This window comes from Lederbergia citrisecunda (assembly GCF_018343695.1).
GTDB lineage: Bacteria > Bacillota > Bacilli > Bacillales > Bacillaceae_C > Lederbergia > Lederbergia citrisecunda.
In genome coordinates, this window is sequence record NZ_JAGYPJ010000001.1 from 2,107,785 (window position 1) to 2,132,222 (window position 24,438).

Consider the following 24,438-nt stretch of genomic DNA (forward strand, 5'->3'; position numbering starts at 1 on the left):
TATTTCCTGCAAGCAGCCATTATATTAAAAAGGTGATCGATTAATATGGAAACACTGCAGTTCATATCGATAGCATGTGCTGTCGGTGTATTCATCTTACTATTTATTAAATATAAAAAACATGTATTTTTTTCAGGAGTCATTTCATTTTTGGCTATCGTCATTTTTGGAGCTTCGATTTATTTATATGGATCCATTAGAACATATAGTGAAAAAACTGACGGAGCTAAACAAAATGTTCAAGCCGTAAAAATTAATGAACAAAAAGAAAAATTAGAGATTATTAGAATTGAGAATAAAGTGCTGATTGATGCTCCCGTTATTAAGCAATTTCCTGAGCTTCCACGTGGCTGCGAGGTCACAACGTTGGCAATGCTTTTAGGCAGTGCGGGTATTAATGTGGATAAGATGAGCCTAGCTGAAGAAATCAAAAAAGACCTGACACCTCGTACCGTAAAAAATGGAGAAATCCACTTTGGAAATCCGCATAAAGGATTCGTGGGTAATATGTACTCTTTTAATGAACCAGGACTTGGAGTTTACCATGAACCCATTATGGAGCTTGCAGAATCTTATTTACCTAAAAAAATGGTGAATTTATCTGGACAATCTTTTGATGAACTAAAGATTCCGCTATCTGATGGTCGTCCAGTATGGGTTATCATCAATTCTCAATACCGGGAATTAGAAGATTCATATTTTCAAATATGGCATACAAAAGAAGGAAAAGTTCGAGTTACGATGAAAGAACATTCCGTTCTAATAACAGGTTATGACGACCAATTTGTTTATTTTAATGATCCATTAACAGGTATAAAAAATAAAAAAGCACCCATTAAAGATTTTGAAAAATCTTGGGTGCAAATGGGCAGCCAGGCGCTCACTTATTCATATTAGTGAGCGGCTGCTTTTTTATATTCGTTTTGAAAGTCATATTGGTTTTCCATATAGACAGAATGCCAAACCATAAAGACGATAACCGTCCAAATCTTGCGGCTATAATCCATTTTTCCTTGACAATGATCTTCCAGCAAATTAAGAACATATTGTTTGTTAATAATATGGTCAGTATCGCTTTCCTTAATGATATTTTTTACCCAGTCATGCATTTCGTTCTTCAACCAATGACGGATTGGAACAGGGAATCCAAGTTTTTTACGATTTAATACATGGTCCGGTACAATTCCTTCGGCTGCTTTCCGAAGTATGTATTTCGTCGTACCTTCCGCCGTTTTTAAACTTGTTGGGATATTGGATGCGACATTAAATACTTCTTTATCAAGAAAAGGTACTCTTAACTCGAGTGAATGAGCCATCGTCATTTTATCGGCCTTAAGAAGGATATCCCCTCTCATCCAAGTATGAATATCGATATATTGCATTTGATCGACAGGATCATACCCAACTGTATCAGCGTATAAAGGTCTTGTTATATCCCGATAATCGATACCTTCATTATAAACTTTGAGTAAGTTCCTTTTTTCCGTTTCCGAAAACATTTTTGCATTTCCAATATAGCGTTCTTCCATCGGTGTAAGTCCACGCTCTATGAAGCTTTTCCCTTTTACTCCTTCTGGCAATACTTTCGCTAAACCGCGAAGAAGTGACTTTCCGATTGCAGGGATTTTATTAAACATTTCTAATGATTGTGGCTCGCGATAAATATTGTATCCACCGAATAACTCATCCGCTCCCTCACCAGACAGAACGACTGTTACATGCTTCCGTGCTTCCCTTGCGACAAAATATAAAGGAACACAAGCAGGATCCGCAAGTGGATCATCCATATACCACATTATTTTTGGAAGTTCTTTCATGTATTCTTCCGGAGTGATAACGTAACTAATATTTTCGACACCTAGCTTATCAGCCGTTTCTTTGGCAACATCAATTTCACTAAAACCATCCCGCTCAAATCCGACGGAGAATGTTTTAATACTTGGATGGAATTGTTTTGCGATCGAAGCAATGATCGATGAGTCAATTCCACCTGATAGGAAAGATCCAACCGGAACATCACTACGCATATGAACATTAACGGAATCAAATAAAACGTCTTGAATCTCTTTAATAAATTCTTTTTCAGATTTATAGACTGGATGGAATTGCGCTTTCCAGTACCGTGAAATTCGTAAAGGTTCACCAATTTTTTTAATAAAATAGTGACCTGGCTCCAATTTTTTAATGCCTGTTGTCATTGAATCCGGTTCTGGAACGAATTGATACGTCATATATTGTTGCAATGCGTCACGATTCAACTCATTGTGTGTAGTCGCAAGCAAGATACTCTTTTTCTCGGAAGCAAAGAACGTACGATTATTTTCTTCAAAATAAAAGAATGGCTTAATACCAAATGGATCACGAGCACCAAAAAGCTCCTGATTTTCTTTGTCCCAAATCATAAAGGCAAACATGCCACGAAGCTTTTCAACCGCTTTTTCTTTTAATTGACTAAAAAGAGCAATGATAACTTCTGTATCTGAAGCTGTTTCGAAATGGAATCCCTCTTTTAAAAGTTCTTCTCTTAATTCCACAAAGTTATATACTTCACCATTAAAAATAATCCAATATCGTTCATTTTCATATGATAAAGGTTGTTTACCACTTTCAATATCGATGATACTAAGTCTACGAAAACCGAATTGTATATGCTCATCTGTAAAATATCCTTCATCATCCGGACCACGATGAGTGATAATTTGATTCATTTGTTTAAATAATTCTTGATCAGACTCACGGTATTCCATTGCCTGATCATGAACGCAACCGATAAAACCACACATTTCCTTGTCACCTACTCTGTTATATTTCAAGCGCAATATTTGTTACATCAATGCGTTGCATACTTGTTAATACTATCATTATTTTATCAATTTTTGCAGTAATATTTACAAAAAAAAGAGCCGTATTTTTCATACAGCCCTATTTTTCACCATTATTTTGTTACAATTGTGCCGAATTTCGAATGGCTTCCGCTTTATCAGTTCTTTCCCAAGGTAAGTCTAAATCGGTACGTCCGAAATGTCCGTAGGCAGCTGTCTGTTTGTAAATCGGACGGCGAAGATCAAGCATCCGGATAATGCCAGCTGGTCTTAAATCAAAGTTCTTTCTAATCGCTTCAACCAATACTTCCTCTGAGACAGTTCCAGTTCCAAATGTATCGACTGAAATAGAAACAGGTTGGGCGACTCCAATTGCATACGCAAGCTGAACTTCACAACGATCTGCGAGACCTGATGCAACAATGTTTTTTGCGACATAACGCGCAGCGTAGGCAGCGGAACGGTCTACTTTCGTAGGGTCTTTTCCGGAGAATGCCCCCCCACCATGTCGAGCATAACCACCGTACGTATCAACTATAATTTTACGCCCCGTTAAACCAGCGTCCCCTTGTGGACCTCCAATAACAAAGCGACCGGTTGGATTAATAAAATATTTCGTTTGATCATCAATCAGCTCTGCAGGAACAACAGGTGTTATGACAAATTCTTTAATATTGCTTTTTATTTGTTCTAAAGTAATTTCTGGATTATGTTGGGTTGAAATAACAATGGTATCGATTCTAACTGGATTATTATGTTCATCATATTCTACAGTCACTTGCGTCTTTCCGTCAGGTCGTAAATATGCTAAAATTTCTTCCTTACGCACTTCGGACAATCTTCTAGATAATTTGTGTGCTAATGAGATTGGAAGCGGCATGAGTTCCTTTGTTTCATTACATGCATATCCGAACATCAAACCTTGGTCTCCGGCCCCGATAGCTTCGATTTCTTCCTCTGACATTGAACCTTCCCTTGCTTCAAGCGCTTGGTTAACTCCAGCAGCAATATCAGGAGATTGTTCGTCAATTGAAGTGATTACAGCACAAGTTTCAGCATCAAACCCATATTTCGCGCGGGTATACCCTACTTCCTTAATAGTGTCCCTTACGATTTTTGGAATGTCAACATAAGTGGTTGTCGTAATTTCTCCTGCTACAAGTACAAGACCAGTAGTGACAGATGTTTCACATGCTACACGTGCATTTGGATCTTTTGATAAAATGGCATCCAAGATAGAATCCGAAATTTGGTCACAAATCTTATCAGGATGCCCTTCAGTTACAGATTCTGATGTAAATAAATGGCGAGTTTTGGACAAGATGTTTCCTCCTTTTAACAGTATGATTTCCATATATAAGTAACGGTACTCAATTCCTTCATGATTAAAGACTCCATAATGATGATAAAAAGGATTTAAAAAACGAAAGTCACCCTAAAAATAAGAAAAACCTTTCCTATTATATACATTGAGGAAAGGTTTTGCTATCATCCGAGCCTTTCACTCTTATCGCCCAAGGCAAACGCCCTGCAACAGGTTAGCACCTTGCTTACAAATTGTTAGTAGGTTGCTGGGTTTCATAGGGCCTGTCCCCTCCACCATCTCAGGATAAGAGTATCCGTTCAATCTAAAATAATAGCGCAATGTGCTAGTCATTGTCAATTAAGAAAAATCGTTTACTTTACAAAGGGCATTGGTCTTTTTAAAATTTTGATATTTTACTAACCTAATAGCTTTAAAATAAACCTCATTTTTGTTTTTCTACATAATAGGGGCGTGCCAATACTTTTAATGAAGATAAAAAGTAGTCCTAAATCTTGTACGGCATGGAGTTTTTCTTACATTTTATTATGCTGAAACGATACGATATCCGACAAAACGAGTATCAAACTTTAAAAAGCAATGACCTAAATCTTGATTTTATTAATATCGTTCTGTAATTTTATTTCGTTCGATTGTTAGAAATTTGATAATTCTTTAAAAGATCTTCAACTAGTATCCCATTAATTTTCATACCCATTAGTTCACAATCTTGAATATTTACATTGCTAAGGTCACAATTTGAAATCTGACTACCTCTAAGTTCACAATTCTCAAATCTTACAGGCTGACCTGTAGTTTCCGGATTATAGTGAGGATCTCCTTCTTTAGGAATACCAATGTTATGTATGTAAGCTCCTCCCATTTGAGCTCCGTTTATTTCAAGTTTGCTCAAATTTGCATTTGTAATTTTGGTTCCAACGAGTGACACGTCCTCCAAAGTCATATGTTCTGCACCAGTAGCCACAAATTATGAATAATCAAAACATGCATATTTAGCATTAATGACTTTCCAAGAGTCCTTAATCTCCAAGTGTTCTTGATTCATATTGTTCTTCTCCTTCTTTTTTAACGCTCGATTATTTGATACCTTAGCACAAATATTTCTAACAATTTATATAATAGTTTCGCTTCTTTTTTAAAATTTCCTTTATTTGAAACTAATCTGAACGTTATTTCTAAGTAAAAAGCCAGCTATGCGGATTCCTTTCAGAACGCAAACAGATACGGCTTTTCTTAAGCAATACAATTTCAATTTTAAGAAGAATACGTCTCTCAATTCATTAAACACATACAAGAGCAGGAGAATGAATGTAGTTTCGTTGTCATGTCCGAGACCAAGCTTAAAATATGAAAAAAAAACGCCAAACCGGATATGAATGACGGTTTAGCGTATTCTTTCATAAAAATGTTTGAATACAGTCTTTTTTCTACAACCAACAGCTACAATCTAACGACTACCTATTTTTTCACAGGTTCTCAGGTTTGGGCAGTTTTCACTGCTTACGTGCTCTAATGCAGATTCGATGGATGAACGCATTATCCTAGACTTATCTAATTACTTGAATGCAATGCCACAAGCTGATACAAGATTGTGGTCGTTTCATTCTCCCATTCAACCTTTTTAATGATGGCAGTAGCATGATAATCGCTCTCTTTAGAATGTCGGACTTCTATAGGAATATCAATTGGGTATAGTCTGTAACCATTTTTTTCGAGCGTGAACAAATTATCCTTTTGCCTTTTTTCTTTTCCTTTTGTCACAATCATCGTATTTAATTCCAACGGCATTCCCATACTGGATTCCCCCTTATCCTTGTTACTTATTATATATCACATCTTTGCTTTTTCATCCAAAGGCAGAGGTCCCGAACGACTTCTCGATTAATAGCGGGTGGAAAATAATGAGTAAATGTTTTAAAAAACCATGTATCTACTTGCTTTCCAAGTGATTGAAGTCTTTGTTCTAAGTGCCTCGCATGTTCGATCGATACATTATCATCAAGTTCGCCGTGGATAATGAGAACGGGAGGTAAAAGTTTTTCCAATTCATAAAGTGGTGTGCGATATTCATATTTCTCAGGCTCTGTATTCGGAGAGCCGCCTATGACACGTTTCATCATCCTCCTCATATCTTTTCGCTCCACGTATGTGAGTGAGATATCTGACACTCCTCCCCATGTTACAATTGATGCTGCTTCCGGAAATTGGATAGCCGTAAAAAGAGCCATGACTCCCCCTCTAGAAAAACCAAAAATATGAACCCGATTTTTTTCAACATTTGGAAGGCTTTTTATTAATTCAAATGCGGAAAATGCGTCGTTTCGATCCTCACCAGCAAAATCCTCATTGCCTTCGCCCCCACGATTTCCCCTATAGAAAGGAGCGAATACAACAAATCCTTCCGAAGCAAATTGGGCAATTCGTGCCGCTCTTACCATTCCTACATTCTTTATTCCACCGCGCAAGTAAAGAAATCCTTCATATTTACCCTCCTGTATAGGCTCGGCAAGTAAACCTTTTACCTTTAATCCTTGAGATATATAAGTGACTAAAAATAATCGTACGAGCGGATTTGGGGATGGGAAATGTTGTTTATCGATTATTGTTCCATTCTTATTCATAAAATTCCCCTTTATTGAAGTATGTAATCTTTTTCCGCTATGCTCCAGTGTTTATCACATAGCGAACTACATGGTTTACATGACGTCATCTTGATTATGTTGACCACTATTTCATTTTACTAGCCGTATTTGTGATTTTACTGGCCAGATTCGCGAATTTACAGGCCGTTTTCAGCATTTACTGGCCATCATCGCGACTTTACTAGCCCTTTTCACCATTTACTGGCCATCACTGCGACTTTTCTAGCCACATTCAGCATTTACTGGCCATCATCGCGACTTTACCAGCAGACTTCACCATTTACTAGCCATCACCGCAACTTTACTAGCAGGCTGCACCATTTACTGGCTATCACCGTGACTTTACCGTCCGGCATCCTGAGTTCACTTGCCTCCTCAACTTCATTAACGACCACTTGAACTTCAATGGACAATGTACTTTTCTTATAGGCTATCACACATTTTCGCCCATTTCATACTATATGTTAGCCCAGATAATTTCATAAGGAGGATTGTAACAATGAAGACATGGTTAAAAACAGGAATTGTAGTCCTCATATCCACATTTTTGCTCATTGCCATGACCGCCTGCTCACAAAAAGAAAGTAAAGTAAGAGTTGCAGAAGTAACTAGATCTATATTTTACACACCTCAATATGTAGCCATTGAAAAAGGATTTTTTAAAGATGAAGGTCTTAATGTTGAACTAACTACAGCTTGGGGCGGAGATAAAACAATGACGACCCTACTCGCAGACGGGGCTGATATCGCTCTGGTTGGGTCGGAAACATCCATATATGTTTATGCGCAAGGTGCATCCGATCCAGTAATTAATTTCGCAGGATTGACTAAAACCGATGGCACTTTCCTCGTTTCACGCGAAAAAATAGATAACTTTGATTGGGATATGTTGAAAGGATCTACATTTTTAGGTCAACGTAAAGGCGGAATGCCCCAAATGGTCGGAGAGTTTGTATTAAAAAAACATGGCATCGATCCGCATGCGGATTTGGAGCTCATCCAGAATATTGAATTCGCAAATATAGCAAGTGCCTTCGGCTCCGGAACTGGTGACTATGTACAGCTTTTTGAACCAACTGCCTCCATTATGGAAAAAGAAGGAAAAGGACATATTGTTGCTTCTTTTGGTGAAGAGTCAGGCGAAGTACCTTACACATCTTTTATGGCGAAAGAAAGTTATATCGCAAAAAATGAAGAAATCGTAGAAAAATTTGTTCGTGCCCTCTACAAGGCCCAAAAATGGGTAGATGAAAATAGCGCTAAAGATATTGCAAAAGTCGTACAGCCGTTTTTCGAGGATTCCGATCTTGCAACATTGGAAGTAGTTGTCGACCGCTACAAAAGTCAAGGATCTTTTGCTAAAGAAATGAAAATTACAAAAGAAGGTTGGGACAATTTACAAGCAATTATGGAAGAAGCTGGTGAACTTCCTAAAAAAGTTGATTATGAAAAGCTTGTAAATACAAAGATTGTCGATAAAGTAATGAAATAAACAAGTGCAAGTCCCTTGCTCATTGACGTAGAGGCTAGATGGATGCGGATTAGTCGACGAAGACATAAGGACGTGGCGGTTTTAGTCGACCTTCTTCTTTGGGCTCAAGACTTGAGATAAAGGAAACACGACGAGAAACGAAAGGAAAAGGACTTAAAGTTTGCTTGTCGATAGGCATTTTATTTAGCTAGACACTAATAAAGGAGGGCTTTGACGATGAGTTTTCTAGAAGTTAAGCAGGTAGCCCACTTTTATTTTACTCCATCCACTTCTACGAAAGCATTAGAGGACATCTCCTTCTCTATTGAAGAAGGAGAATTCATCTCATTATTAGGACCTAGTGGTTGTGGAAAGACAACAATGTTATCCATTTTGGCAGGTCTTTTCCCACCAACAAGCGGCAGTATAATGATTGATCACGAATCTCCTGAAACTAATTCAAATTTAATCGGCTATATGCTCCAGCAGGATTATTTATTTCCGTGGAAAACGATTGAAGAAAATATTTTTTTAGGACTAAAACTCAATGGTCGACTGAATGAGGAAACGAAAAAAAATGCGCTTCTCTTTTTAAAGCAAATTGGATTGGAAGGTGTTGAAAAACAATTTCCACGGCAGCTTTCAGGAGGAATGAGGCAGCGTGCCGCATTAGCAAGGACAATGGCTGTAAATCCAAAGCTTCTCTTATTGGATGAACCTTTCTCGGCCCTTGACTATCAAACTAAGCTGAAGCTTGAGGATTTAGTGTTTGAAACGTTAAGAGCTTATAAAAAAACTGCCATCTTAGTTACTCATGATATAGGTGAGGCAATCTCTATGAGTGATCGGATCGTGCTATTCTCCGCTAAACCAGGCAGGATCCATAGAATATTTGATGTTCCAGAAGAACTACGTCATGTTACTCCGTTTGAAGTTCGCGGTAAAGAAGCCTACAATGACATCTTTCAAACAATCTGGAAGGAGCTTGAGAGTCTTGAAGAACTTAACTGATCCGCATCTCCTTCATACAAAATATAAACAAAAACTAGCCACTGAAAAAAAATGGGTGTTATTTAACCAGTTATTAATCTTCATTGCCTTTTTTTCCTTATGGGAAATAGCAAGCAGACTCCACTGGGTAGATCCTCTCATTTTTAGTTATCCTTCAAAAGTGGTAAATCTCTTTATCGAAAAAGTGGCAGATTCATCTTTATTCACTCATCTTGGTGTTACCGTATTTGAAACATTGTTTGGATTTATTCTTGGAACGGCACTTGGCACCATTCTAGCTGCTCTCTTATGGTGGTCTCCTTTTTTATCGAAAATTCTCGATCCCTACCTCGTCATATTAAATGCGATGCCAAAGGTGGCTCTCGGTCCAATCTTAATCGTCGGGCTTGGTCCAGGATTCACATCCATTATCGCGATGGGAGTCCTTATTTCAATCATCATCACAACGATTGTTGTTTATACTTCCTTCCGTGAAGTAGATGGTAATTATATAAAAGTTTTACGTACGTTTGGTGCCTCGAGACGGCAACTCTTCCAAGAAGCCATTTTACCTGCCTCTTTCCCAACTATCATTTCTACTTTAAAAGTAAATGTGGGTTTATCATGGGTAGGTGTCATTGTCGGGGAGTTCCTTGTATCAAAAAAGGGACTTGGATATATGATTATTTATGGTTTCCAAGTATTTAATTTCACACTCGTAATGCTATCGCTACTACTCATAGCTATTTTTGCCACTATTATGTATAAAGTCGTTGAGTGGCTTGAGAAAAAATTAATAAAAGACGCCGGAGAATAGTGATGGCTGTCTCAAGTGAGACAGTCTCAATATTTCTCTTTTATTTTGCTTAACGCAAGAGAAACAACCTTATCTTTCATAATAAAACTATACTCCGGATTCATTAACTCTTTTAAAAGATCCCCTTCTTTTAATACAGGTCCATTTGTTTCCATAAAATGATGCTTATTCTCCATAGTATGAATATCTGCGTAAAAAACGGATTTTACAAAAGAACCGTTTTGTTTATCTTCAACGTAATACTCACCAATATAGTCCAATGCTTTTACAACTCCGCCGGTTTCTTCATATACTTCCCTTATAGCCGCTTCTTCTACACTTTCTCCCGTTTCCAATTTGCCTCCTGGAAACTCCAAGCCACGAACAGGGTGATCCGTTAAGAGCCATTTCCTTTTATAACGGGATATGACTAATACATGGCGAGTTTCTAGTGGAAAAACATTTTTTTCAAACGAAAAAACGACTTTATTTCCATTTGCATCGTAAAATTGCAACAAAAAAATCACTCCTCTTTCCCACTATACGATACAGTTTCTATTGAGAAAAGAGGAGTGCACTTTTAAGCATAAGTTGCATATTAATATAGATGCTAATTTATCTTGCTCAGCCCCGCCTGATACTAGCAAATTATTTTCTCTTTAAGTCTAATGTCTTTAAATTTGTTGTGCATTTCTTATTCACTTGTAAAATTGTTTAAAATGCCCATGCTCTCAATATGATTTCTTGCTTCTTCATCCCCAAGTTGATGAATCATTTCATAAACATTTATTAAATTCTCATCATGTATATCATTTGTTGAGTCATTATGATATTCGACAAAGGGTATGTGGGCACGTAAAAAATCATCAACACTATTGTCTTGACTTGAATCAAATATTTGACGGAGACGTGTGATTTCATCATCCGTAGCTTGAATCTTAAACTCCCATGGAGAAGCATTAGGGACAGTCATAATTTCGCCTGCACCCACTGATATGTAGTAGGTCTTTCTATTTTCCAAGGTAGTACACCTCCTGATTTACTAATTTTACTATGCATATTTTGTCGCACATATAGCTAATTTATTCTTAATGGAGATTGTCTAATTTTTTTTTGATTGTATCGATAATATTTCGGGTATAGAAAATATAAGTTGATGAAATCACGTAGATATGGCATGATATTCATGATAAAAAGAGGTGAAATGCATGAAATTGGTGGACGAATTATTCGCCATGTATCGTAATAAAATTACAGACGATGAAGAAGATTTAGACATGATTACATTTGCAGTTCTAGAACATTATGACCGTAATGAATTATTGGAGATTGTAAAAGAAATGGATCAGCATGAACTCCAATATTTTATTCGTCTGTATTTGCTGGAATCACTTAAAGGGAAATTTGCTCAATTAGATGGAACTGACTATACAAACTCCAGACATTTACACTGATATGATACATAATAGCATCAAAAAAACTTGGCAATATGCCAAGTTTTTTATTTCTCTAAATATGCTTTTAACATCCAATTATGTTTTTCTAATCCTTGATGGATTGCGATTAACATATCACCTGTTGAATCATCTCCCATAGTATTGGCTACCTCAATCCCATCTTTTAATTCAGTTATTAAAACTGTAAAATCATCGACTAGGGATTGAATCATTTGATTAGCATCTTTCTTACCTTCTGCCTCGCCTATACTAGCCATCTCAAGAGCTTCTCTTAATGTTGCAACAGGATTGTTTCCAAGAGCAAGGATTCTTTCTGCAAGTTCATCAATGTGAATGGCAGCTTCATTATACAATTCCTCGAATTTTTCATGGAGGGCAAAGAAATTTGTACCTTTAACATACCAATGGAAATTATGTAGCTTCATATGAAGAACCGTCCAATTAGCTACTTGCTTATTGATAATGTGAATTAAATTATTTGTCGTATCAGTCACTTATTATCACTCCTCTTATCATAACTTTACCCTACATGCTCTTATTCCAAACAAAACGTATTCTTCCCTTGCCTCGATGAAAATATGCTAAAATAACAGGATAATGAACTATCCTTCCTGAAAGAAGCGATGATGTTGAAAAAAATATTAATCATGATCATTCGATTTTATCAAAAAATCATATCACCTCTAAAACCGCCAACATGCCGATTCTATCCAACTTGTTCCCAATATGGAATCGAAGCAATTCAACGTTTTGGTGCTTTGCGTGGCGGCTTTCTGACAATAAAAAGAATATTAAAATGTCATCCTTTCCATCCCGGAGGCATCGATCCAGTCCCTGAAAAAAAGCAATAAAATTTGGTAAGATTGGAAAAGTTGTTGCTATTTAACGTTTCATTTCCTCTCATAACATCTATCTCTTTGCCAAAACTAGTGATGTATCTTATTCTGAAAAGGAGTGGTACAGATGGCTAAAGATGTGTTATGTGAAGTACAGAACTGTCAATATTGGGCGATGGGAAATCTTTGTTCTGCAAATCAAATCTATGTGGTAAGTCACACTGGAAAAAAAGCGGAAACCGAGCGCGAAACTGACTGCCAAACCTTTAAACATAAATGATCCAATATAAGAAGGGAAGGCGAGTATTAGACTCCCTTCCCTTTTTCATATTCTTCACTGTATATCGTAACTTCCTTTAATCGTTTGCGATTAATCGTAAAACCGATTCCCGCTTCAGTCGACACAGAAATCATTCCATTTTTCACTTCAACTAAAGGCTCAATGATATCTTCTTCCCAATAATGATTTGATGATACTATATCACCAGGTATCGTAAATCCTTCCAGTGTAGCAAGCGCAATATTATGTGCCCTTGAGATACCAAATTCAATCATTCCCCCACACCATACTTGAATATGATGTTCGACACATAAATCGTGGATACGCTTTGCATTTTCCAAGCCGCCAACACGACTCATTTTAATATTCATGATTTGGCAGCTGCCAAGTTGGATGGCGCTATATGCATCTTGAAAACTTGTTATACTCTCATCTAGACAAATAGGAGTTGAGATTTGCTTTTGCAATGTGGCATGATCCACCATATCTGTTATAGAAAGAGGTTGTTCAATCATTAATAATCGGAATTCATCCAATGCTTTCAGTCGATCTATATCATCCAGTGTATATGCAGAGTTTGCATCAACCATAAGTGGAACATAAGGGTATTCCTTCCTAATCTCCCTCAACAAATGGATATCATTTTCAGGACTAATCTTTACTTTTATTCTTTGATAGCCTTGCTCTTGAAAATCCCCTATTTGTTTTAATGCTTTCTCTATATTTTGTGCTGCAACAACAGCACCTGCAGGAACTTCCTTTCGATTTCCACCAAGCAAATAAGAAAGCGGCTGACCTTGTTTTTTTGCGTATAGATCCCAAATAGCTGTCTCAATTCCGGACTTGGCCATTTCATTTCTTCTTATTGAACCAAATATACTCGATATTTCTTTTGGATGGTTTATTTCCTCAGTAAACAGCTTTGGAATTAGAAAATCCTTTAACATATGTAGTTCAGTTTGAACTGTTTCCTCAGTATACCAAGGGGAGGAAAAGGCAACTGCTTCACCAAATCCGGAAACACCATCTCGGTCCACCACTTCGATAATGATCGATTGTCTATTGTGCACCGTACCAAGGTGAGTAAAAAATGGCTTTTTTAAAGGCATTTCTATAAGTGATAAGCGAACACGATCTATATGTAACATTTAGTTCCTTCCTTCGATCAAAAGCCGTAATTTTCCACGTACTAGTTTATTCGCTGCATTCCGTGGCAATTCCTTCACTTGAATAATCCGTTTCGGAATTTTATAAGAAGCTAGCTTCTCCCTACAAAATTGGAGCAGCTCCTCTTCTGTAACATTCTGTCCCACAATAAAAGCATACGCCACTTGACCCCATGTCGTGTCATTTATTCCAGTCACACCAGCCTCATATACTGTCTCATGCGCCATAAGCACTGCCTCGATTTCAGCGGGATATACATTTTCTCCTCCCGATATAATCAAATCAGAGCGTCGATCTTGCACATATAAAAATCCATCTTCGTCTAAATAGCCAAGATCCCCAGTTAGAAACCAACCGTCACAAACAGACATATCATGATGTAAATATCCAGGTGTGATGTTCGGTCCTTTTAATGCAATTTCTCCTGTTTCTAGAGCACTTGCATCTTTTCCATCATTTCGAACGATTTTAATTTGTGCTGGAAATAATGGTTTTCCTGCAGAACCAAGCTTTTTGAAACTATCTTCCGGTGACAAAGTAACAATTTGTGAGGCTGTTTCCGTCATCCCATACGATTGAAAAACGGGAATATGCTTCTTAGCGCATTTTTCTAACAGTGGGAGTGGTGCTGGACCTCCACCTAGTAACATGCAGCGGAAATTTTCGTGATAAGATTCATCTTTTAAAGCAGTCAGCATTCGATTTAGCATCGCAGTTACAACGGACATAATCGTCACTTTACCACTTTGCAATAAAGAATTAGCATACTCTTCATTGAATTCTTCCATTAAGAAAATGGGAATACCGTATATTACGCTTCTCATCAATATCGAGAGTCCACTAATATGAAAAATAGGAACTGTACATAGCCATGCATCATTTTCTTGTATCCCAAGATTTAAGGAGGATCCTATCGCACTCCACCAATGGTTCCCATATGTTTGTTGAACTCCTTTTGGCTTTCCGGTAGTGCCTGAAGTGTACATAATAGAACTGATATCATCAAGATCAAACTCGGAATGAATGTTTACTATATGTTTAGCAGAGGTTATAAGATCTTCAATGGAACAAGATTGAAGATCAGCACATAATCGTTCAAGGTCCTCGGCAGTTGTAGAAAAATCTAGATCGTAAAATAAAACCGTGGTCTCACTATCATTTATCTGATAACTTAACTCAGATGCCGTAAGACGACTGTTTAGAAATACGATTTCTGCCCCTACCAATTGTAAAGCATGTACCAGAAATACAGTCTTTGGCCGATTTTTCATAAGGATTGCTACTCTAGAATGATGAGAAATTGAATATCCGGATAGTTTCATTGCGTAATCAAGAACTATTTCCTTTAGTTCTTGAAAAGACCATGTTTGTTCGTTAAACACAAGTGCGGTTCGAGTTGGTGTTAAATGAGTTCTTTGCAATAGCCAATTTGGAATCATTTCTCCCATGATGTGAAGACCCTCCTAAAAATTAAATAAGAGCCTGAATGGAAAATCCATCAGGCTAGCAAATAATATATTAAGGAAATCTTGGGAATTGCCCGAAGTCCGGTTTACGTTTTTCTTTGAATGCATCTCGGCCTTCTTTCGCTTCATCTGTTGTATAGTAAAGAAGCGTCGCATCGCCAGCCAATTGTTGAAGTCCCGCAAGACCATCAGTATCTGCATTAAAAGCTGCCTTCAAGAAGCGCAAAGCCGTAGGACTTTTTTCAAGCATTTCTTCACACCACTTAACTGTTTCTTCTTCCAATTGTTCCAAAGGAACTACCGTATTGACTAGACCCATATCAAGTGCTTCTTGCGCGTTATATTGACGGCATAAGAACCAAATTTCCTTTGCTTTTTTATGGCCAACAATGCGTGCCAAGTATCCGGAACCATATCCAGCATCGAAGCTTCCCACTTTTGGTCCTGTTTGCCCGAAAATAGCGTTATCGGCTGCGATCGTTAAATCACAAACGACATGGAGAACGTGACCGCCTCCGATCGCATACCCTGCTACCATGGCAACTACTGGTTTCGGAATAACTCTTATAAGTCTTTGTAAATCAAGGACGTTTAAACGCGGGATATTGTCTTCACCAACATATCCTCCATGACCACGCACTTTTTGATCTCCACCTGAACAGAATGCTTTTCCACCAGTACCTGTTAAAACAATAACGCCGACTTTTTCATCGTCACGTGCATATGCAAAAGCGTCGATTAACTCCATAACCGTTTTCGGTCTAAAGGCATTATGTACTTCTGGGCGATTTATTGAAATTTTGGCTATCCCATTATATGTTTCATATAAAATATCTTCGTATTCTCTTTCTTTAGTCCAATTAAATGCCATTTTATTTCCTCCTTTTATGTAATTTGGCACAAAAACTCCTTCACTATTGTACCAAACTTTTTAGAATCCTCCACGTGAATTGCATGTCCTACCCCTCTCACTTCGATAAGATTGGCATTGGACATTAATATTTGCATTTCTTTTGATATCGTGCAGAACTTTGGATCAAGTTCACCACTAAGTAATAATACAGGCATTTCGATAGAAGCAAGTATATCCCACCATGATGGCTGCATACCTGTTCCCATTCCTCTTAAACTATTCACCAATCCAATAGGGGTGTTTGAGAGTCTTTGTTTCCTGATTTGCTCTCGTACTGATTTCAAAATACTATTTTGCGTCTTAAACAAAGGTATATTTTCCCAATAATTAACAAACTCCTCTATTCCCTGCTGTAAAATCATTTGGCAAAGCTGCTCATCTGCTTGCATACGTAAACTACGCTCTTCATTCGTTCTTAGTCCCGGCGAAGCACTTTCAAGAACTAGACTATTTACTCGTTCAGGGTAGAAAAGCGCAAAACTTAAAGCAAGCCTTCCCCCCATCGAATAACCAATCATATGAGCTTTATTTAACGAAAGATGGTTCATAATATTATTTATTTGAAAAGCGACTTGTTCCATTGTATATTTGCTTACATCTGTCGGTGAAGAAGTTTTCCCATGGCCAATAATATCGATTGAAATGACTTGAAAGGAGTCAATTAAATATGGTTTTATTGCATTCCATGTTGAACAATCACCTGTAAACCCATGCAGAAGAATGAGTGGTTCTCCATTTCCCGAAATCTCATAATAATAATCAATGCTATCGACGGTTACATTCATTTTTCAGCATCCTGTAGGAATAAATTTATTTCCTGGGAAACCTTTTCCCACATTTCGCGATGAGAGAACAAGTTTCTTTCACGATCTGTCGGAATTTCAATGACATTTAAACCTTCATAACTGACAGAATCTAAAATGGCCATTTTTAAACTTTCCCAGTCAAAGATTTTTGTATATTGACCATGATACATTTGTACAGCATGTTCATAATTTAACCCAGTAGGTGTCCCAAATAAAACTTCAAAATGCTTAGGCTCACTGTACTGTGGTAAATAGGAGAAGATTCCCCCTCCGTCATTATTAAGCAAGATAATTGTAATGTTCAATTTATGTAATTTTGCCATCAGTAAACCATTTAAATCATGGAAAAAAGAAAGATCACCAATGACGAGAAAAAGAGGCCGTTTATATACAGCTGCTCCTAATGCTGTGGAGACAACACCATCTATTCCATTAGCTCCTCGGTTTGCCATGACCGTAATATTTTTATTATTTTTATGGAAAAACGTATCCACGTCACGAATTGGCATGCTGTTTCCAACAAAAATCGTACTGTCAACAGGAAGAAGATTTGCTAGTTCATAGACTACCTTTCCTTCTTCAAGCTCATCGATTATTTGCAGATGGTTTGCAATTGTTTTTTTGGCTATTTCATCTAGTTCCAACCATTTGGAAAGCCATTTAGATGATTTTTGCTCCTGAATCAATGTGGCTAAATCATTACAAAACACTGTTTCGTTACATTGGACCATCGTCGTACCTACATAATTTGGGTCTCTCCATTTGGACCCACTATCCACAACGATATGCTCGATATCATTCAAGTTTTTCATATAAATGGAAAGTGACTTCGATACCGGTGCTCCCCCGAAGCGAATAATAATTTCTGGATTCAGTAGATTGACCACATTTTTCCCTTTTAGGATTGCATCATAACTATCAACTACAGTCGTTTCTGATATAGAAGTACTTCTAAGTTGCGAGAGTGGATCTGCTAAAATCGGGTAACCGAGTTTTTTCGCTAATGTCGTAACAGCTTCGGTAAAATCGGGTTCTTCTATCAGACCACAAATAATTAATCCTCTTTCAATTCCTTGCCACTGATCAGCTATTTTCTTTAATTTATCGTATGGAAGAAAATGGATGCCACCTTCAATATTAATAGACTTTTCTTCTTCATGAAAAGGATAAGGATCAAGTATAGGTAGCAGTGGCTCTCGAAATGGAAAATTCAAATGAACCGGGCCTTTATCTCGCCCTATCGCTTCTTTCACTGCTCTAATCGCTGTTGTTTTGACATAACGAAGCTGTTCTACTCCTGCTTCAGGCAATGCCATTTCCGCAAACCATTTTACATGGCGCCCATATAAATGAAGCTGATCAATCGCTTGTGGCGCACCGATATCTCGAAGCTCATGAGGACGATCCGCCGTCATAACAATAAGAGGTACCCCGGAAAGACTTGCCTCTACTACAGCTGGATAATAATTGGCGGCAGCCGTTCCCGAAGTACAAAGTAAACCAACCGGATTTCCCGATGCCTTTGCAAGTCCTAAAGCGAAAAATGCAGCTGAACGTTCATCCACATTCATATATACTTTTATATCACGATGCTCCGAGAACATTAATGCAAGAGGAGTTGAGCGTGAACCAGGGCTTATGACAACATCCTTTATACCAGCTTGGACAAGACCTGTTATAAATGCAGCAAGATATTTTGTGAGTGCCTCCTGATGACTCATAGAATCTCTCCTCCGGTTGCTTTTAGCATAGGTTGAAACTTTATCCTTGTTTCTTTTAATTCTTCTTCAGAAACGGAATCTGACACTAATCCGCATCCAGCATATAAAAATGCTTTATTTTCTTTTAACAAGCCAGAACGAATTCCTACAGCAAATTCTCCATTCCCTTGATAATCCGTCCAGCCGATAGGACCAGCATAAAATCCTCGATCCATATTTTCTTTCTCTCGAATAATCTCTAAGGCTGCTTTCGTTGGTACTCCTCCTAAAGCCGGTGTCGGGTGTAATTTTTCAACGACGGTAAAGATTGAAAAATCATCATTTGCTTTTCCTGTTACAGGAGTATATAAATGCTGGATATCCGGCATTTTCATTAGGATTGGTTCATCTGGTATATTGATTTCAGTACTATATGGCCTTAAAGCATCCTCTATCATTGAAACGACTAACTCATGTTCAAATAAGTTTTTTTGATCTTTTAAAAGGATTTCTCCAAGCTTTTGATCTTCTTGAATATTTTGGCTGCGTCCGATTGATCCTGCCAAACATGTTGATAAAACATGATCATCCATTTTTTTAATTAGTCTTTCTGGTGATGCTCCTAGGAAACAATAATCCCCAACTTCCAATGCAAAGACAAAACTAGCAGGCTGCTGTTCAAGTAATCGTTTAATGACATAAGAAGGTTGGGCATTCTCTTCAAACTCAAGCAAAAGCTTTCGCGCAAAAACAACCTTTTTTACATCTGTTGTTTTTAAAATATTCACGATCTCGTCTACAGATTGAATCCATTGCTCTGGGGCAACCTCTATACTGCTTTTTATGTTTAAAGGATGTTCCTTTAATAAATTTTCGTCATTCTGTAAATGCTGTACGAACCGATTAGCTTTTTCACGTAAAGATTCAATAGGAACAAGGTCATTTGAGATTGCATTAACGGTTAAATAATATTGGTCACCAGCAACGGTTAGCATATATGATGGCAAGTATAATATGGAATGTCCAAAGCTTGCCCATTCTTCTTCAACTTCACTATAAGGATCAAAAGAAAAACCACCAAATAGAAGCGGTCCTGTTCCTGGAACTCCAGATGGATTATCAATTTCAGCATCCTTAATGATTTGATTCCATTTATTATTCGAAGCTTGAAATCTGTTTTCAGGATCAACATTAGAAATAGTAGCGGCAATTCCTAATCCGACAGTCCACAATAATCCATCTGAGCTTTTCCAGAAAAATCTATTCCCGGAAAAAATGGAAGACTGATAATTATAAAATTCCACTGGGTCAAAAAAGTCTATAGGAAGGGTATAACTATAAAGTTTGTTTTTCCTATCAATCAATTCTTTATGAAAAATGTCGTCCATGCTCGTCTGTGATAATAAGTTAGTCAATATGATCTCTCCTAAAAGCCAAAAACTTTAATTACATTTAGTGTAAGTTTTTTCATACTATAAGTGATAAAATAAATTCAAAGTAAACGATGGCCTCGATAAGGTGGTCCCGACCTTAGCTTAAATTAGATAAAGCCTTCAGTAGAGTTTCAATACGAGTTCGTCGAAAAATTAGGAATGAAGATTTGTTAAGTAGACATTGTTTACTTTTTCACTTCTATATTATATATGAATATGGATGCTAAATGTAGCAATCATACTTATGGAAAAGATTTCTCTCAATTCCCATATTAAATGGATTGACACAAGCGCACGCATTTCCTACACTTTAATAGGTGTTAAGTTTCTTATATAGATTTTTCAGCTTTATTTGTATTATGTAAAGGGAGAGACAAAAAATGATTATACAGAAAGAATCAGTTGTTCCGGAAGAAACAGGCTGGAGAATATGGTGGCAGCTTAGTCGACCACATACGTTGACCGCTGCATTTGTTCCAGTATTATTAGGAACAGCATTAGCTATAAAAAGTGTACCCATTCATATTTCATTATTTGTTGCTATGCTCGTCGCAAGCTTACTTATTCAAACTGCAACAAATATGTTTAATGAGTACTTTGATTACGCTAGAGGGCTTGATAACGAAAACTCCGTCGGTATTGGTGGTGCGATTGTTCGAAACGGAGTAAAACCCAAAACTGTTCTAGGCCTTGGTTTTCTTCTTTTTGGAATATCGCTCATATTAGGTATTTATATTTCAATGAGCAGCAGCTGGTGGATTGCAGTGGTCGGACTAATTTCCATGGCTGTAGGTTATTTTTATACAGGTGGACCAAAACCGATTGCCTATACCCCATTCGGTGAGTTAATGTCTGGCTTTTTCATGGGTGTCGTCATTATTCAAATTTCTTATTTCATTCAGACTGGCAATATTTCAAAAATCAGTATTCTTGTTTCCATTCCAGTGTCTATATTGATTGGAAGTATTATGCTAGCGAATAATATACGGGATTTGGATGGAGATCAGGAAAATGGCCGTAAAACCTTGGCAATCATTATCGGAAGGGAAAAAGCAATCGGTCTGTTGGCTAGTATGTTTATCCTTTCATACAGCTGGATTATCTTCTTAATATTTTTTACAGAAACCTCCTTTTGGCTATTGATTACATTTATCAGCATTCCAAAAGCATTGAAAGCTGTCAAAGGATTCATTGGAAAAACAGAACCTATACAAATGATGCCCGCGATGAAAGCCACAGCTCAAACAAATACAATATTTGGCTTTCTGATGGCAATTGGACTTTTCATAAGCTATTTCTCTTAATCAACACTTGTCTTAACGACAAGTGTTTTTTTTGTTGTTCTACCCTACTTTTTCAACCACTTGTCTTTATTCATACTAATGTCAGTACCTATAGAGCAAACTAAAGAAGGAAGAACAGGATATAAGCTTTATTTTGATCCTCCAGTTCCTCTTCCTACATTAAGAAGAAAGTTTTGAATGCATGTTTAGCTTTTTGCAAAAAAAGGAAACTATAAGGAAATGGTTGTTTACAAACAATAGGTAGGAATGATTTGAAAAGGTGGGTGCACTTAGTTTTAAATAAGGACATCAGGACACTTATCTAAGATATAGGAAACACAGCAATCCCTGTAGGATTACTCTATGTTGAGAGAAGGGGATAAGAAGGATGCTTAAGCTAGATACTAACAAGTAATGTATGCTTTCTTTACTTTTAACAAAGGGTGTGATGACAGTGCTGACTCAACAACAATTATCAACTTTAAAAAATGAACTTGTAAATATAAAAAAGCAGCTTACTCAAAACATTCATGAAGACGAAGGAGTTGTCGGAAGTGCCAATGCAAGGGAGCGAGAATTATCTATGTACGATAATCACCCCGCCGATATGGGAACCGAGCTCTTCGAGCGGGAAAGAGATTTTGCCTTAGCTATTCATTCCGAATCAGAACTTGTGAAAGTGGATCAAGCACTTAAAGCAATGGAATCCGGAACATACGGTAAATGTGAGGTTTGCGGAAAAGACATACCTTATGAAAGACTGGAAGTAATACCAAATACGACATTTTGTGTAGAACATTCCCCCGAACAAATGCTACATGGAGATCGCCCTGTAGAAGAACAATTGCTGAAACCAGCAGTAGATAATTCTTTTGCATTTCGTGACAAAAGAAGTCCTGTAAAAGATTATCAAGATAGTTTTCAAGAAGTTGCAAAATACGGTACATCTGAAACGCCCTCCGATTTTGAAGGGGACTTTAACGATTATGATGAATTGTATGATAGTGATATCAAAGATGGATTTGTCGAGGAGTACGAAACTTTCACTGGGACAAATATAGATGGAAAAGGTATAAAAACGTATACCTCAGAAGAAAAAATGGAATATGAAGAAACATTGGATGAAGAAGGAATTGAAGCTCCGTTTGGAGATGTTCCATATAAATATACGGATGGGTATGTAGATGATGAAAAATAAAAGGATTTTCTAGTACAAATGATATATAACAAAAAAACCATCTCGTAAGATGGTTTTTTTGTTATGGATGACCCCTACGGGATTCGAACCCGTGTTACCGCCGTGAAAGGGCGGTGTCTTAACCGCTTGACCAAGGGGCCGATTTAATATGTATGGCGGAGAAGGAGGGATTTGAACCCTCGCGCCGCTTACGCGACCTATGCCCTTAGCAGGGGCACCTCTTCAGCCACTTGAGTACTTCCCCATACATGAAACTCCGCAGGTAGGATTCGAACCTACGACCGATCGGTTAACAGCCGATAGCTCTACCACTGAGCTACTGCGGAATGGTGGGCCTGAGTGGACTCGAACCACCGACCTCACGCTTATCAGGCGTGTGCTCTAACCAGCTGAGCTACAGGCCCATATTAAAATATGGAGCGGGTGAAGGGAATCGAACCCTCATCAACAGCTTGGAAGGCTGTGGTTTTACCACTAAACTACACCCGCATATATTAATCATAACACAAAATATTTTGGGGCGACTAGTGGGAATCGAACCCACGATGTCGGAGCCACAATCCGATGCGTTGACCATTTCGCCATAGCCGCCATTCTTTTTGCATCGTATGATTTATAAATGGTGGCTCAGGACGGAATCGAACCGCCGACACAAGGATTTTCAGTCCTTTGCTCTACCGACTGAGCTACTGAGCCAAATTAAGTAATAACGGTATTTTTTTCAAAATTGTCTTTCGACCGATTGAGGTATTAAGACAGCTTTGTACAAAATAATGGCGGTCCCGACGGGAATCGAACCCGCGATCTCCTGCGTGACAGGCAGGCATGTTAACCGCTACACCACGGGACCATATAATCTAGTAAATCTTTAAGTTTACTATTATTGCGGGGGCAGGATTTGAACCTGCGACCTTCGGGTTATGAGCCCGACGAGCTACCGGACTGCTCCACCCCGCGACGATAATAAGTATATATGGCGGAGGAAGAGGGATTCGAACCCCCGCGCGGTTTAACCCGCCTGTCGGTTTTCAAGACCGATCCCTTCAGCCAGACTTGGGTATTCCTCCACGAATAAAGTTAAATGGTGGACCTTGTAGGACTCGAACCTACGACCGGACGGTTATGAGCCGTCTGCTCTAACCAGCTGAGCTAAAGGTCCAATAAATATGGTAGCGGCGGAGGGGATCGAACCCACGACCTCACGGGTATGAACCGTACGCTCTAGCCAGCTGAGCTACGCCGCCATATTGTTATTCTACATAAAAATGGTGGAGCCTAGCGGGATCGAACCGCTGACCTCCTGCGTGCAAAGCAGGCGCTCTCCCAGCTGAGCTAAGGCCCCAAACAAGTTTTAAAGTGGTCGGGAAGACAGGATTCGAACCTGCGACCCCTTGGTCCCAAACCAAGTGCTCTACCAAGCTGAGCTACTTCCCGTAAAACATATACAAAATACTATTGGCGCGCCCGAAAGGAGTCGAACCCATAACCTTCTGATCCGTAGTCAGACGCTCTATCCAATTGAGCTACGGGCGCATGTATTGGATGTAATATCGCAAAGCTATTTTACCTTATATGGAAGGTTATTTTGCTGAAGCAAAAAACCTTAATGCCGAGAACCGGAATCGAACCGGTACGGTAGTCACCTACCGCAGGATTTTAAGTCCTGTGCGTCTGCCAGTTCCGCCACCCCGGCATATATTGGAGCGGAAGACGGGATTCGAACCCGCGACCCCCACCTTGGCAAGGTGGTGTTCTACCACTGAACTACTTCCGCGTCGATTAACATTTTTTAACAATTTTTTAAAATGCGGGTGAAGGGAGTCGAACCCCCACGCCTTGCGGCACTAGATCCTA

General features: G+C 38.2%; 23 protein-coding genes, 18 tRNA genes and 1 riboswitch (1 of these 42 cut by a window edge). Of the genes, 9 read left to right on the top strand and 32 right to left on the bottom strand.

Annotation, left to right across the window (positions count from 1 at the left end):
* Positions 1-45 precede the first annotated feature (45 nt).
* Entirely contained in the window at positions 46-897 is an 852-nt protein-coding gene (locus tag KHA93_RS10510) for a C39 family peptidase (protein ID WP_213110702.1), read from the top strand.
* On the opposite strand, the gene asnB is transcribed toward KHA93_RS10510, so the two are convergent.
* The 5 genes from asnB to KHA93_RS10535 form a co-directional block, all read right to left on the bottom strand.
* Positions 894-2,783 carry an asparagine synthase (glutamine-hydrolyzing) gene (asnB, locus tag KHA93_RS10515; RefSeq protein WP_213112873.1) on the bottom strand — a complete coding sequence of 630 codons (1,890 nt, stop codon included), beginning with the start codon at positions 2,781-2,783 and terminating at the stop codon, positions 894-896. The genes KHA93_RS10510 and asnB overlap by 4 nt on opposite strands.
* Before the next feature lie 160 nt (positions 2,784-2,943).
* Complete coding sequence (gene metK, locus KHA93_RS10520; RefSeq protein ID WP_213110703.1) at positions 2,944-4,143, bottom strand: methionine adenosyltransferase; 1,200 nt, start codon at positions 4,141-4,143, stop codon at positions 2,944-2,946.
* Between the two features lie 183 nt (positions 4,144-4,326).
* Positions 4,327-4,438: riboswitch (SAM riboswitch) on the bottom strand.
* A 327-nt stretch (positions 4,439-4,765) separates the two neighbouring features.
* Positions 4,766-5,110, bottom strand: a complete 345-nt coding sequence (locus tag KHA93_RS10525; protein ID WP_213110704.1) for a pentapeptide repeat-containing protein — start codon at positions 5,108-5,110, stop codon at positions 4,766-4,768.
* A 587-nt stretch (positions 5,111-5,697) separates the two neighbouring features.
* Positions 5,698-5,940, bottom strand: a complete 243-nt coding sequence (locus KHA93_RS10530) for a DUF2584 domain-containing protein (protein WP_213110705.1) — start codon at positions 5,938-5,940, stop codon at positions 5,698-5,700.
* Positions 5,941-5,969: 29 nt separating this feature from the next.
* On the bottom strand, positions 5,970-6,767 hold the full coding sequence (locus KHA93_RS10535; protein ID WP_213110706.1) for an alpha/beta hydrolase family protein: 798 nt from the start codon (positions 6,765-6,767) through the stop codon (positions 5,970-5,972).
* Between the two features lie 520 nt (positions 6,768-7,287).
* Here KHA93_RS10535 and KHA93_RS10540 point away from each other — a divergent pair.
* From KHA93_RS10540 to KHA93_RS10550, 3 genes are all read left to right on the top strand, one after another.
* Positions 7,288-8,280 (top strand): ABC transporter substrate-binding protein, encoded by a 993-nt coding sequence (locus KHA93_RS10540; protein WP_213110707.1) that lies wholly within the window; start codon positions 7,288-7,290, stop codon positions 8,278-8,280.
* 216 nt (positions 8,281-8,496) lie between these two features.
* Positions 8,497-9,270, top strand: coding sequence for an ABC transporter ATP-binding protein (locus KHA93_RS10545; RefSeq protein ID WP_213110708.1), 774 nt, complete (start codon positions 8,497-8,499; stop codon positions 9,268-9,270).
* Positions 9,254-10,066 (top strand): ABC transporter permease, encoded by an 813-nt coding sequence (locus tag KHA93_RS10550; protein WP_233711123.1) that lies wholly within the window; start codon positions 9,254-9,256, stop codon positions 10,064-10,066. The genes KHA93_RS10545 and KHA93_RS10550 overlap by 17 nt, the downstream gene beginning before the upstream one ends.
* A 26-nt stretch (positions 10,067-10,092) precedes the next feature.
* On the opposite strand, the gene ytkD is transcribed toward KHA93_RS10550, so the two are convergent.
* Both ytkD and KHA93_RS10560 read right to left on the bottom strand, forming a co-directional pair.
* Entirely contained in the window at positions 10,093-10,563 is a 471-nt protein-coding gene (gene ytkD, locus KHA93_RS10555; protein WP_213110710.1) for an RNA deprotection pyrophosphohydrolase, read from the bottom strand.
* A gap of 176 nt (positions 10,564-10,739) precedes the next feature.
* Positions 10,740-11,066: a hydrolase gene (locus KHA93_RS10560; protein ID WP_233711124.1), complete on the bottom strand. Its 327-nt coding sequence runs from the start codon at positions 11,064-11,066 to the stop codon at positions 10,740-10,742.
* Between the two features lie 187 nt (positions 11,067-11,253).
* On the opposite strand from KHA93_RS10560, the gene KHA93_RS10565 reads away from it, so the two are divergent.
* A complete protein-coding gene (locus KHA93_RS10565; RefSeq protein WP_213110711.1) occupies positions 11,254-11,499 on the top strand; it encodes a DUF6154 family protein in 246 nt (81 codons plus the stop codon).
* Between the two features lie 47 nt (positions 11,500-11,546).
* On the opposite strand, the gene KHA93_RS10570 is transcribed toward KHA93_RS10565, so the two are convergent.
* Positions 11,547-11,996, bottom strand: a complete 450-nt coding sequence (locus KHA93_RS10570; RefSeq protein WP_349772278.1) for a Dps family protein — start codon at positions 11,994-11,996, stop codon at positions 11,547-11,549.
* Between the two features lie 135 nt (positions 11,997-12,131).
* On the opposite strand from KHA93_RS10570, the gene yidD reads away from it, so the two are divergent.
* Both yidD and KHA93_RS10580 read left to right on the top strand, forming a co-directional pair.
* Positions 12,132-12,353, top strand: a complete 222-nt coding sequence (yidD, locus tag KHA93_RS10575) for a membrane protein insertion efficiency factor YidD (protein WP_213112876.1) — start codon at positions 12,132-12,134, stop codon at positions 12,351-12,353.
* Positions 12,354-12,465: 112 nt separating this feature from the next.
* On the top strand, positions 12,466-12,618 hold the full coding sequence (locus KHA93_RS10580) for a DUF1540 domain-containing protein (RefSeq protein WP_213110712.1): 153 nt from the start codon (positions 12,466-12,468) through the stop codon (positions 12,616-12,618).
* Between the two features lie 26 nt (positions 12,619-12,644).
* On the opposite strand, the gene menC is transcribed toward KHA93_RS10580, so the two are convergent.
* The 6 genes from menC to KHA93_RS10610 all read right to left on the bottom strand — a co-directional run bounded on the left by menC (position 12,645) and on the right by KHA93_RS10610 (position 20,085).
* The gene (gene menC, locus KHA93_RS10585) at positions 12,645-13,766 is read right to left on the bottom strand and encodes an o-succinylbenzoate synthase (RefSeq protein ID WP_213110713.1); all 1,122 of its coding nucleotides are present in this window, start codon (positions 13,764-13,766) and stop codon (positions 12,645-12,647) included.
* Positions 13,767-15,233, bottom strand: a complete 1,467-nt coding sequence (locus tag KHA93_RS10590) for an o-succinylbenzoate--CoA ligase (RefSeq protein WP_213110714.1) — start codon at positions 15,231-15,233, stop codon at positions 13,767-13,769. It lies immediately after the preceding gene.
* Between the two features lie 70 nt (positions 15,234-15,303).
* Positions 15,304-16,122, bottom strand: coding sequence for a 1,4-dihydroxy-2-naphthoyl-CoA synthase (menB, locus tag KHA93_RS10595; RefSeq protein ID WP_213110715.1), 819 nt, complete (start codon positions 16,120-16,122; stop codon positions 15,304-15,306).
* Between the two features lie 14 nt (positions 16,123-16,136).
* Positions 16,137-16,949 (bottom strand): 2-succinyl-6-hydroxy-2,4-cyclohexadiene-1-carboxylate synthase, encoded by an 813-nt coding sequence (gene menH / locus KHA93_RS10600; protein WP_213110716.1) that lies wholly within the window; start codon positions 16,947-16,949, stop codon positions 16,137-16,139.
* Positions 16,946-18,691 (bottom strand): 2-succinyl-5-enolpyruvyl-6-hydroxy-3-cyclohexene-1-carboxylic-acid synthase, encoded by a 1,746-nt coding sequence (menD, locus tag KHA93_RS10605; RefSeq protein WP_213110717.1) that lies wholly within the window; start codon positions 18,689-18,691, stop codon positions 16,946-16,948. Before menD ends, menH begins: the two co-directional genes overlap by 4 nt.
* Positions 18,688-20,085 carry an isochorismate synthase gene (locus tag KHA93_RS10610; protein WP_213110718.1) on the bottom strand — a complete coding sequence of 466 codons (1,398 nt, stop codon included), beginning with the start codon at positions 20,083-20,085 and terminating at the stop codon, positions 18,688-18,690. Before KHA93_RS10610 ends, menD begins: the two co-directional genes overlap by 4 nt.
* A 398-nt stretch (positions 20,086-20,483) precedes the next feature.
* Here KHA93_RS10610 and KHA93_RS10615 point away from each other — a divergent pair, with 398 nt between their 5' ends.
* Together KHA93_RS10615 and KHA93_RS10620 are read left to right on the top strand one after the other, a co-directional pair.
* Positions 20,484-21,407, top strand: coding sequence for a 1,4-dihydroxy-2-naphthoate polyprenyltransferase (locus KHA93_RS10615; RefSeq protein WP_213110719.1), 924 nt, complete (start codon positions 20,484-20,486; stop codon positions 21,405-21,407).
* Positions 21,408-21,804: 397 nt separating this feature from the next.
* Positions 21,805-22,584, top strand: coding sequence for a TraR/DksA C4-type zinc finger protein (locus KHA93_RS10620; RefSeq protein ID WP_233711125.1), 780 nt, complete (start codon positions 21,805-21,807; stop codon positions 22,582-22,584).
* 68 nt (positions 22,585-22,652) lie between these two features.
* On the opposite strand, the gene KHA93_RS10625 is transcribed toward KHA93_RS10620, so the two are convergent.
* The 18 genes from KHA93_RS10625 to KHA93_RS10710 all read right to left on the bottom strand — a co-directional run.
* Positions 22,653-22,724, bottom strand: a tRNA-Glu gene (locus KHA93_RS10625).
* Positions 22,725-22,737: 13 nt separating this feature from the next.
* Positions 22,738-22,828: transfer RNA gene (locus KHA93_RS10630), tRNA-Ser, on the bottom strand.
* A gap of 10 nt (positions 22,829-22,838) precedes the next feature.
* Positions 22,839-22,910, bottom strand: a tRNA-Asn gene (locus KHA93_RS10635).
* Between the two features lies 1 nt (position 22,911).
* Positions 22,912-22,988, bottom strand: a tRNA-Ile gene (locus tag KHA93_RS10640).
* Positions 22,989-22,999: 11 nt separating this feature from the next.
* Positions 23,000-23,073: transfer RNA gene (locus KHA93_RS10645), tRNA-Gly, on the bottom strand.
* Positions 23,074-23,100: 27 nt separating this feature from the next.
* Positions 23,101-23,175: transfer RNA gene (locus KHA93_RS10650), tRNA-His, on the bottom strand.
* 29 nt (positions 23,176-23,204) lie between these two features.
* A tRNA-Phe gene (locus KHA93_RS10655) sits at positions 23,205-23,280 on the bottom strand.
* Positions 23,281-23,358: 78 nt separating this feature from the next.
* Positions 23,359-23,434: transfer RNA gene (locus tag KHA93_RS10660), tRNA-Asp, on the bottom strand.
* A gap of 33 nt (positions 23,435-23,467) precedes the next feature.
* A tRNA-Met gene (locus tag KHA93_RS10665) sits at positions 23,468-23,541 on the bottom strand.
* Between the two features lie 17 nt (positions 23,542-23,558).
* A tRNA-Ser gene (locus KHA93_RS10670) sits at positions 23,559-23,651 on the bottom strand.
* Between the two features lie 15 nt (positions 23,652-23,666).
* Positions 23,667-23,743, bottom strand: a tRNA-Ile gene (locus KHA93_RS10675).
* An 8-nt stretch (positions 23,744-23,751) separates the two neighbouring features.
* Positions 23,752-23,828 (bottom strand) — tRNA-Met (locus KHA93_RS10680).
* A gap of 22 nt (positions 23,829-23,850) precedes the next feature.
* Positions 23,851-23,926 (bottom strand) — tRNA-Ala (locus KHA93_RS10685).
* A 15-nt stretch (positions 23,927-23,941) separates the two neighbouring features.
* Positions 23,942-24,018: transfer RNA gene (locus tag KHA93_RS10690), tRNA-Pro, on the bottom strand.
* A gap of 22 nt (positions 24,019-24,040) precedes the next feature.
* Positions 24,041-24,117, bottom strand: a tRNA-Arg gene (locus KHA93_RS10695).
* Between the two features lie 74 nt (positions 24,118-24,191).
* Positions 24,192-24,277 (bottom strand) — tRNA-Leu (locus KHA93_RS10700).
* A gap of 6 nt (positions 24,278-24,283) precedes the next feature.
* A tRNA-Gly gene (locus tag KHA93_RS10705) sits at positions 24,284-24,358 on the bottom strand.
* Positions 24,359-24,390: 32 nt separating this feature from the next.
* Positions 24,391-24,438, bottom strand: a tRNA-Leu gene (locus tag KHA93_RS10710); it runs 34 nt beyond the window's last position.

Excerpts from the sequence above, each read along its gene's own strand:
- menH (WP_213110716.1), bottom strand. The coding sequence starts at position 16,949 with ATGAATGTAACCGTCGATAGCATTGATTATTATTATGAGATTTCGGGA.
- menD (WP_213110717.1), bottom strand. The coding sequence starts at position 18,691 with ATGAGTCATCAGGAGGCACTCACAAAATATCTTGCTGCATTTATAACA.
- asnB (WP_213112873.1), bottom strand. The coding sequence starts at position 2,783 with ATGTGTGGTTTTATCGGTTGCGTTCATGATCAGGCAATGGAATACCGT.
- KHA93_RS10535 (WP_213110706.1), bottom strand. The coding sequence starts at position 6,767 with ATGAATAAGAATGGAACAATAATCGATAAACAACATTTCCCATCCCCA.
- KHA93_RS10565 (WP_213110711.1), top strand. The coding sequence starts at position 11,254 with ATGAAATTGGTGGACGAATTATTCGCCATGTATCGTAATAAAATTACA.
- KHA93_RS10620 (WP_233711125.1), top strand. The coding sequence starts at position 21,805 with ATGCTTTCTTTACTTTTAACAAAGGGTGTGATGACAGTGCTGACTCAA.
- KHA93_RS10545 (WP_213110708.1), top strand. The coding sequence starts at position 8,497 with ATGAGTTTTCTAGAAGTTAAGCAGGTAGCCCACTTTTATTTTACTCCA.
- KHA93_RS10540 (WP_213110707.1), top strand. The coding sequence starts at position 7,288 with ATGAAGACATGGTTAAAAACAGGAATTGTAGTCCTCATATCCACATTT.
- KHA93_RS10615 (WP_213110719.1), top strand. The coding sequence starts at position 20,484 with ATGATTATACAGAAAGAATCAGTTGTTCCGGAAGAAACAGGCTGGAGA.
- KHA93_RS10590 (WP_213110714.1), bottom strand. The coding sequence starts at position 15,233 with ATGGGAGAAATGATTCCAAATTGGCTATTGCAAAGAACTCATTTAACA.
- KHA93_RS10530 (WP_213110705.1), bottom strand. The coding sequence starts at position 5,940 with ATGGGAATGCCGTTGGAATTAAATACGATGATTGTGACAAAAGGAAAA.
- menC (WP_213110713.1), bottom strand. The coding sequence starts at position 13,766 with ATGTTACATATAGATCGTGTTCGCTTATCACTTATAGAAATGCCTTTA.
- menB (WP_213110715.1), bottom strand. The coding sequence starts at position 16,122 with ATGGCATTTAATTGGACTAAAGAAAGAGAATACGAAGATATTTTATAT.
- KHA93_RS10580 (WP_213110712.1), top strand. The coding sequence starts at position 12,466 with ATGGCTAAAGATGTGTTATGTGAAGTACAGAACTGTCAATATTGGGCG.
- KHA93_RS10510 (WP_213110702.1), top strand. The coding sequence starts at position 46 with ATGGAAACACTGCAGTTCATATCGATAGCATGTGCTGTCGGTGTATTC.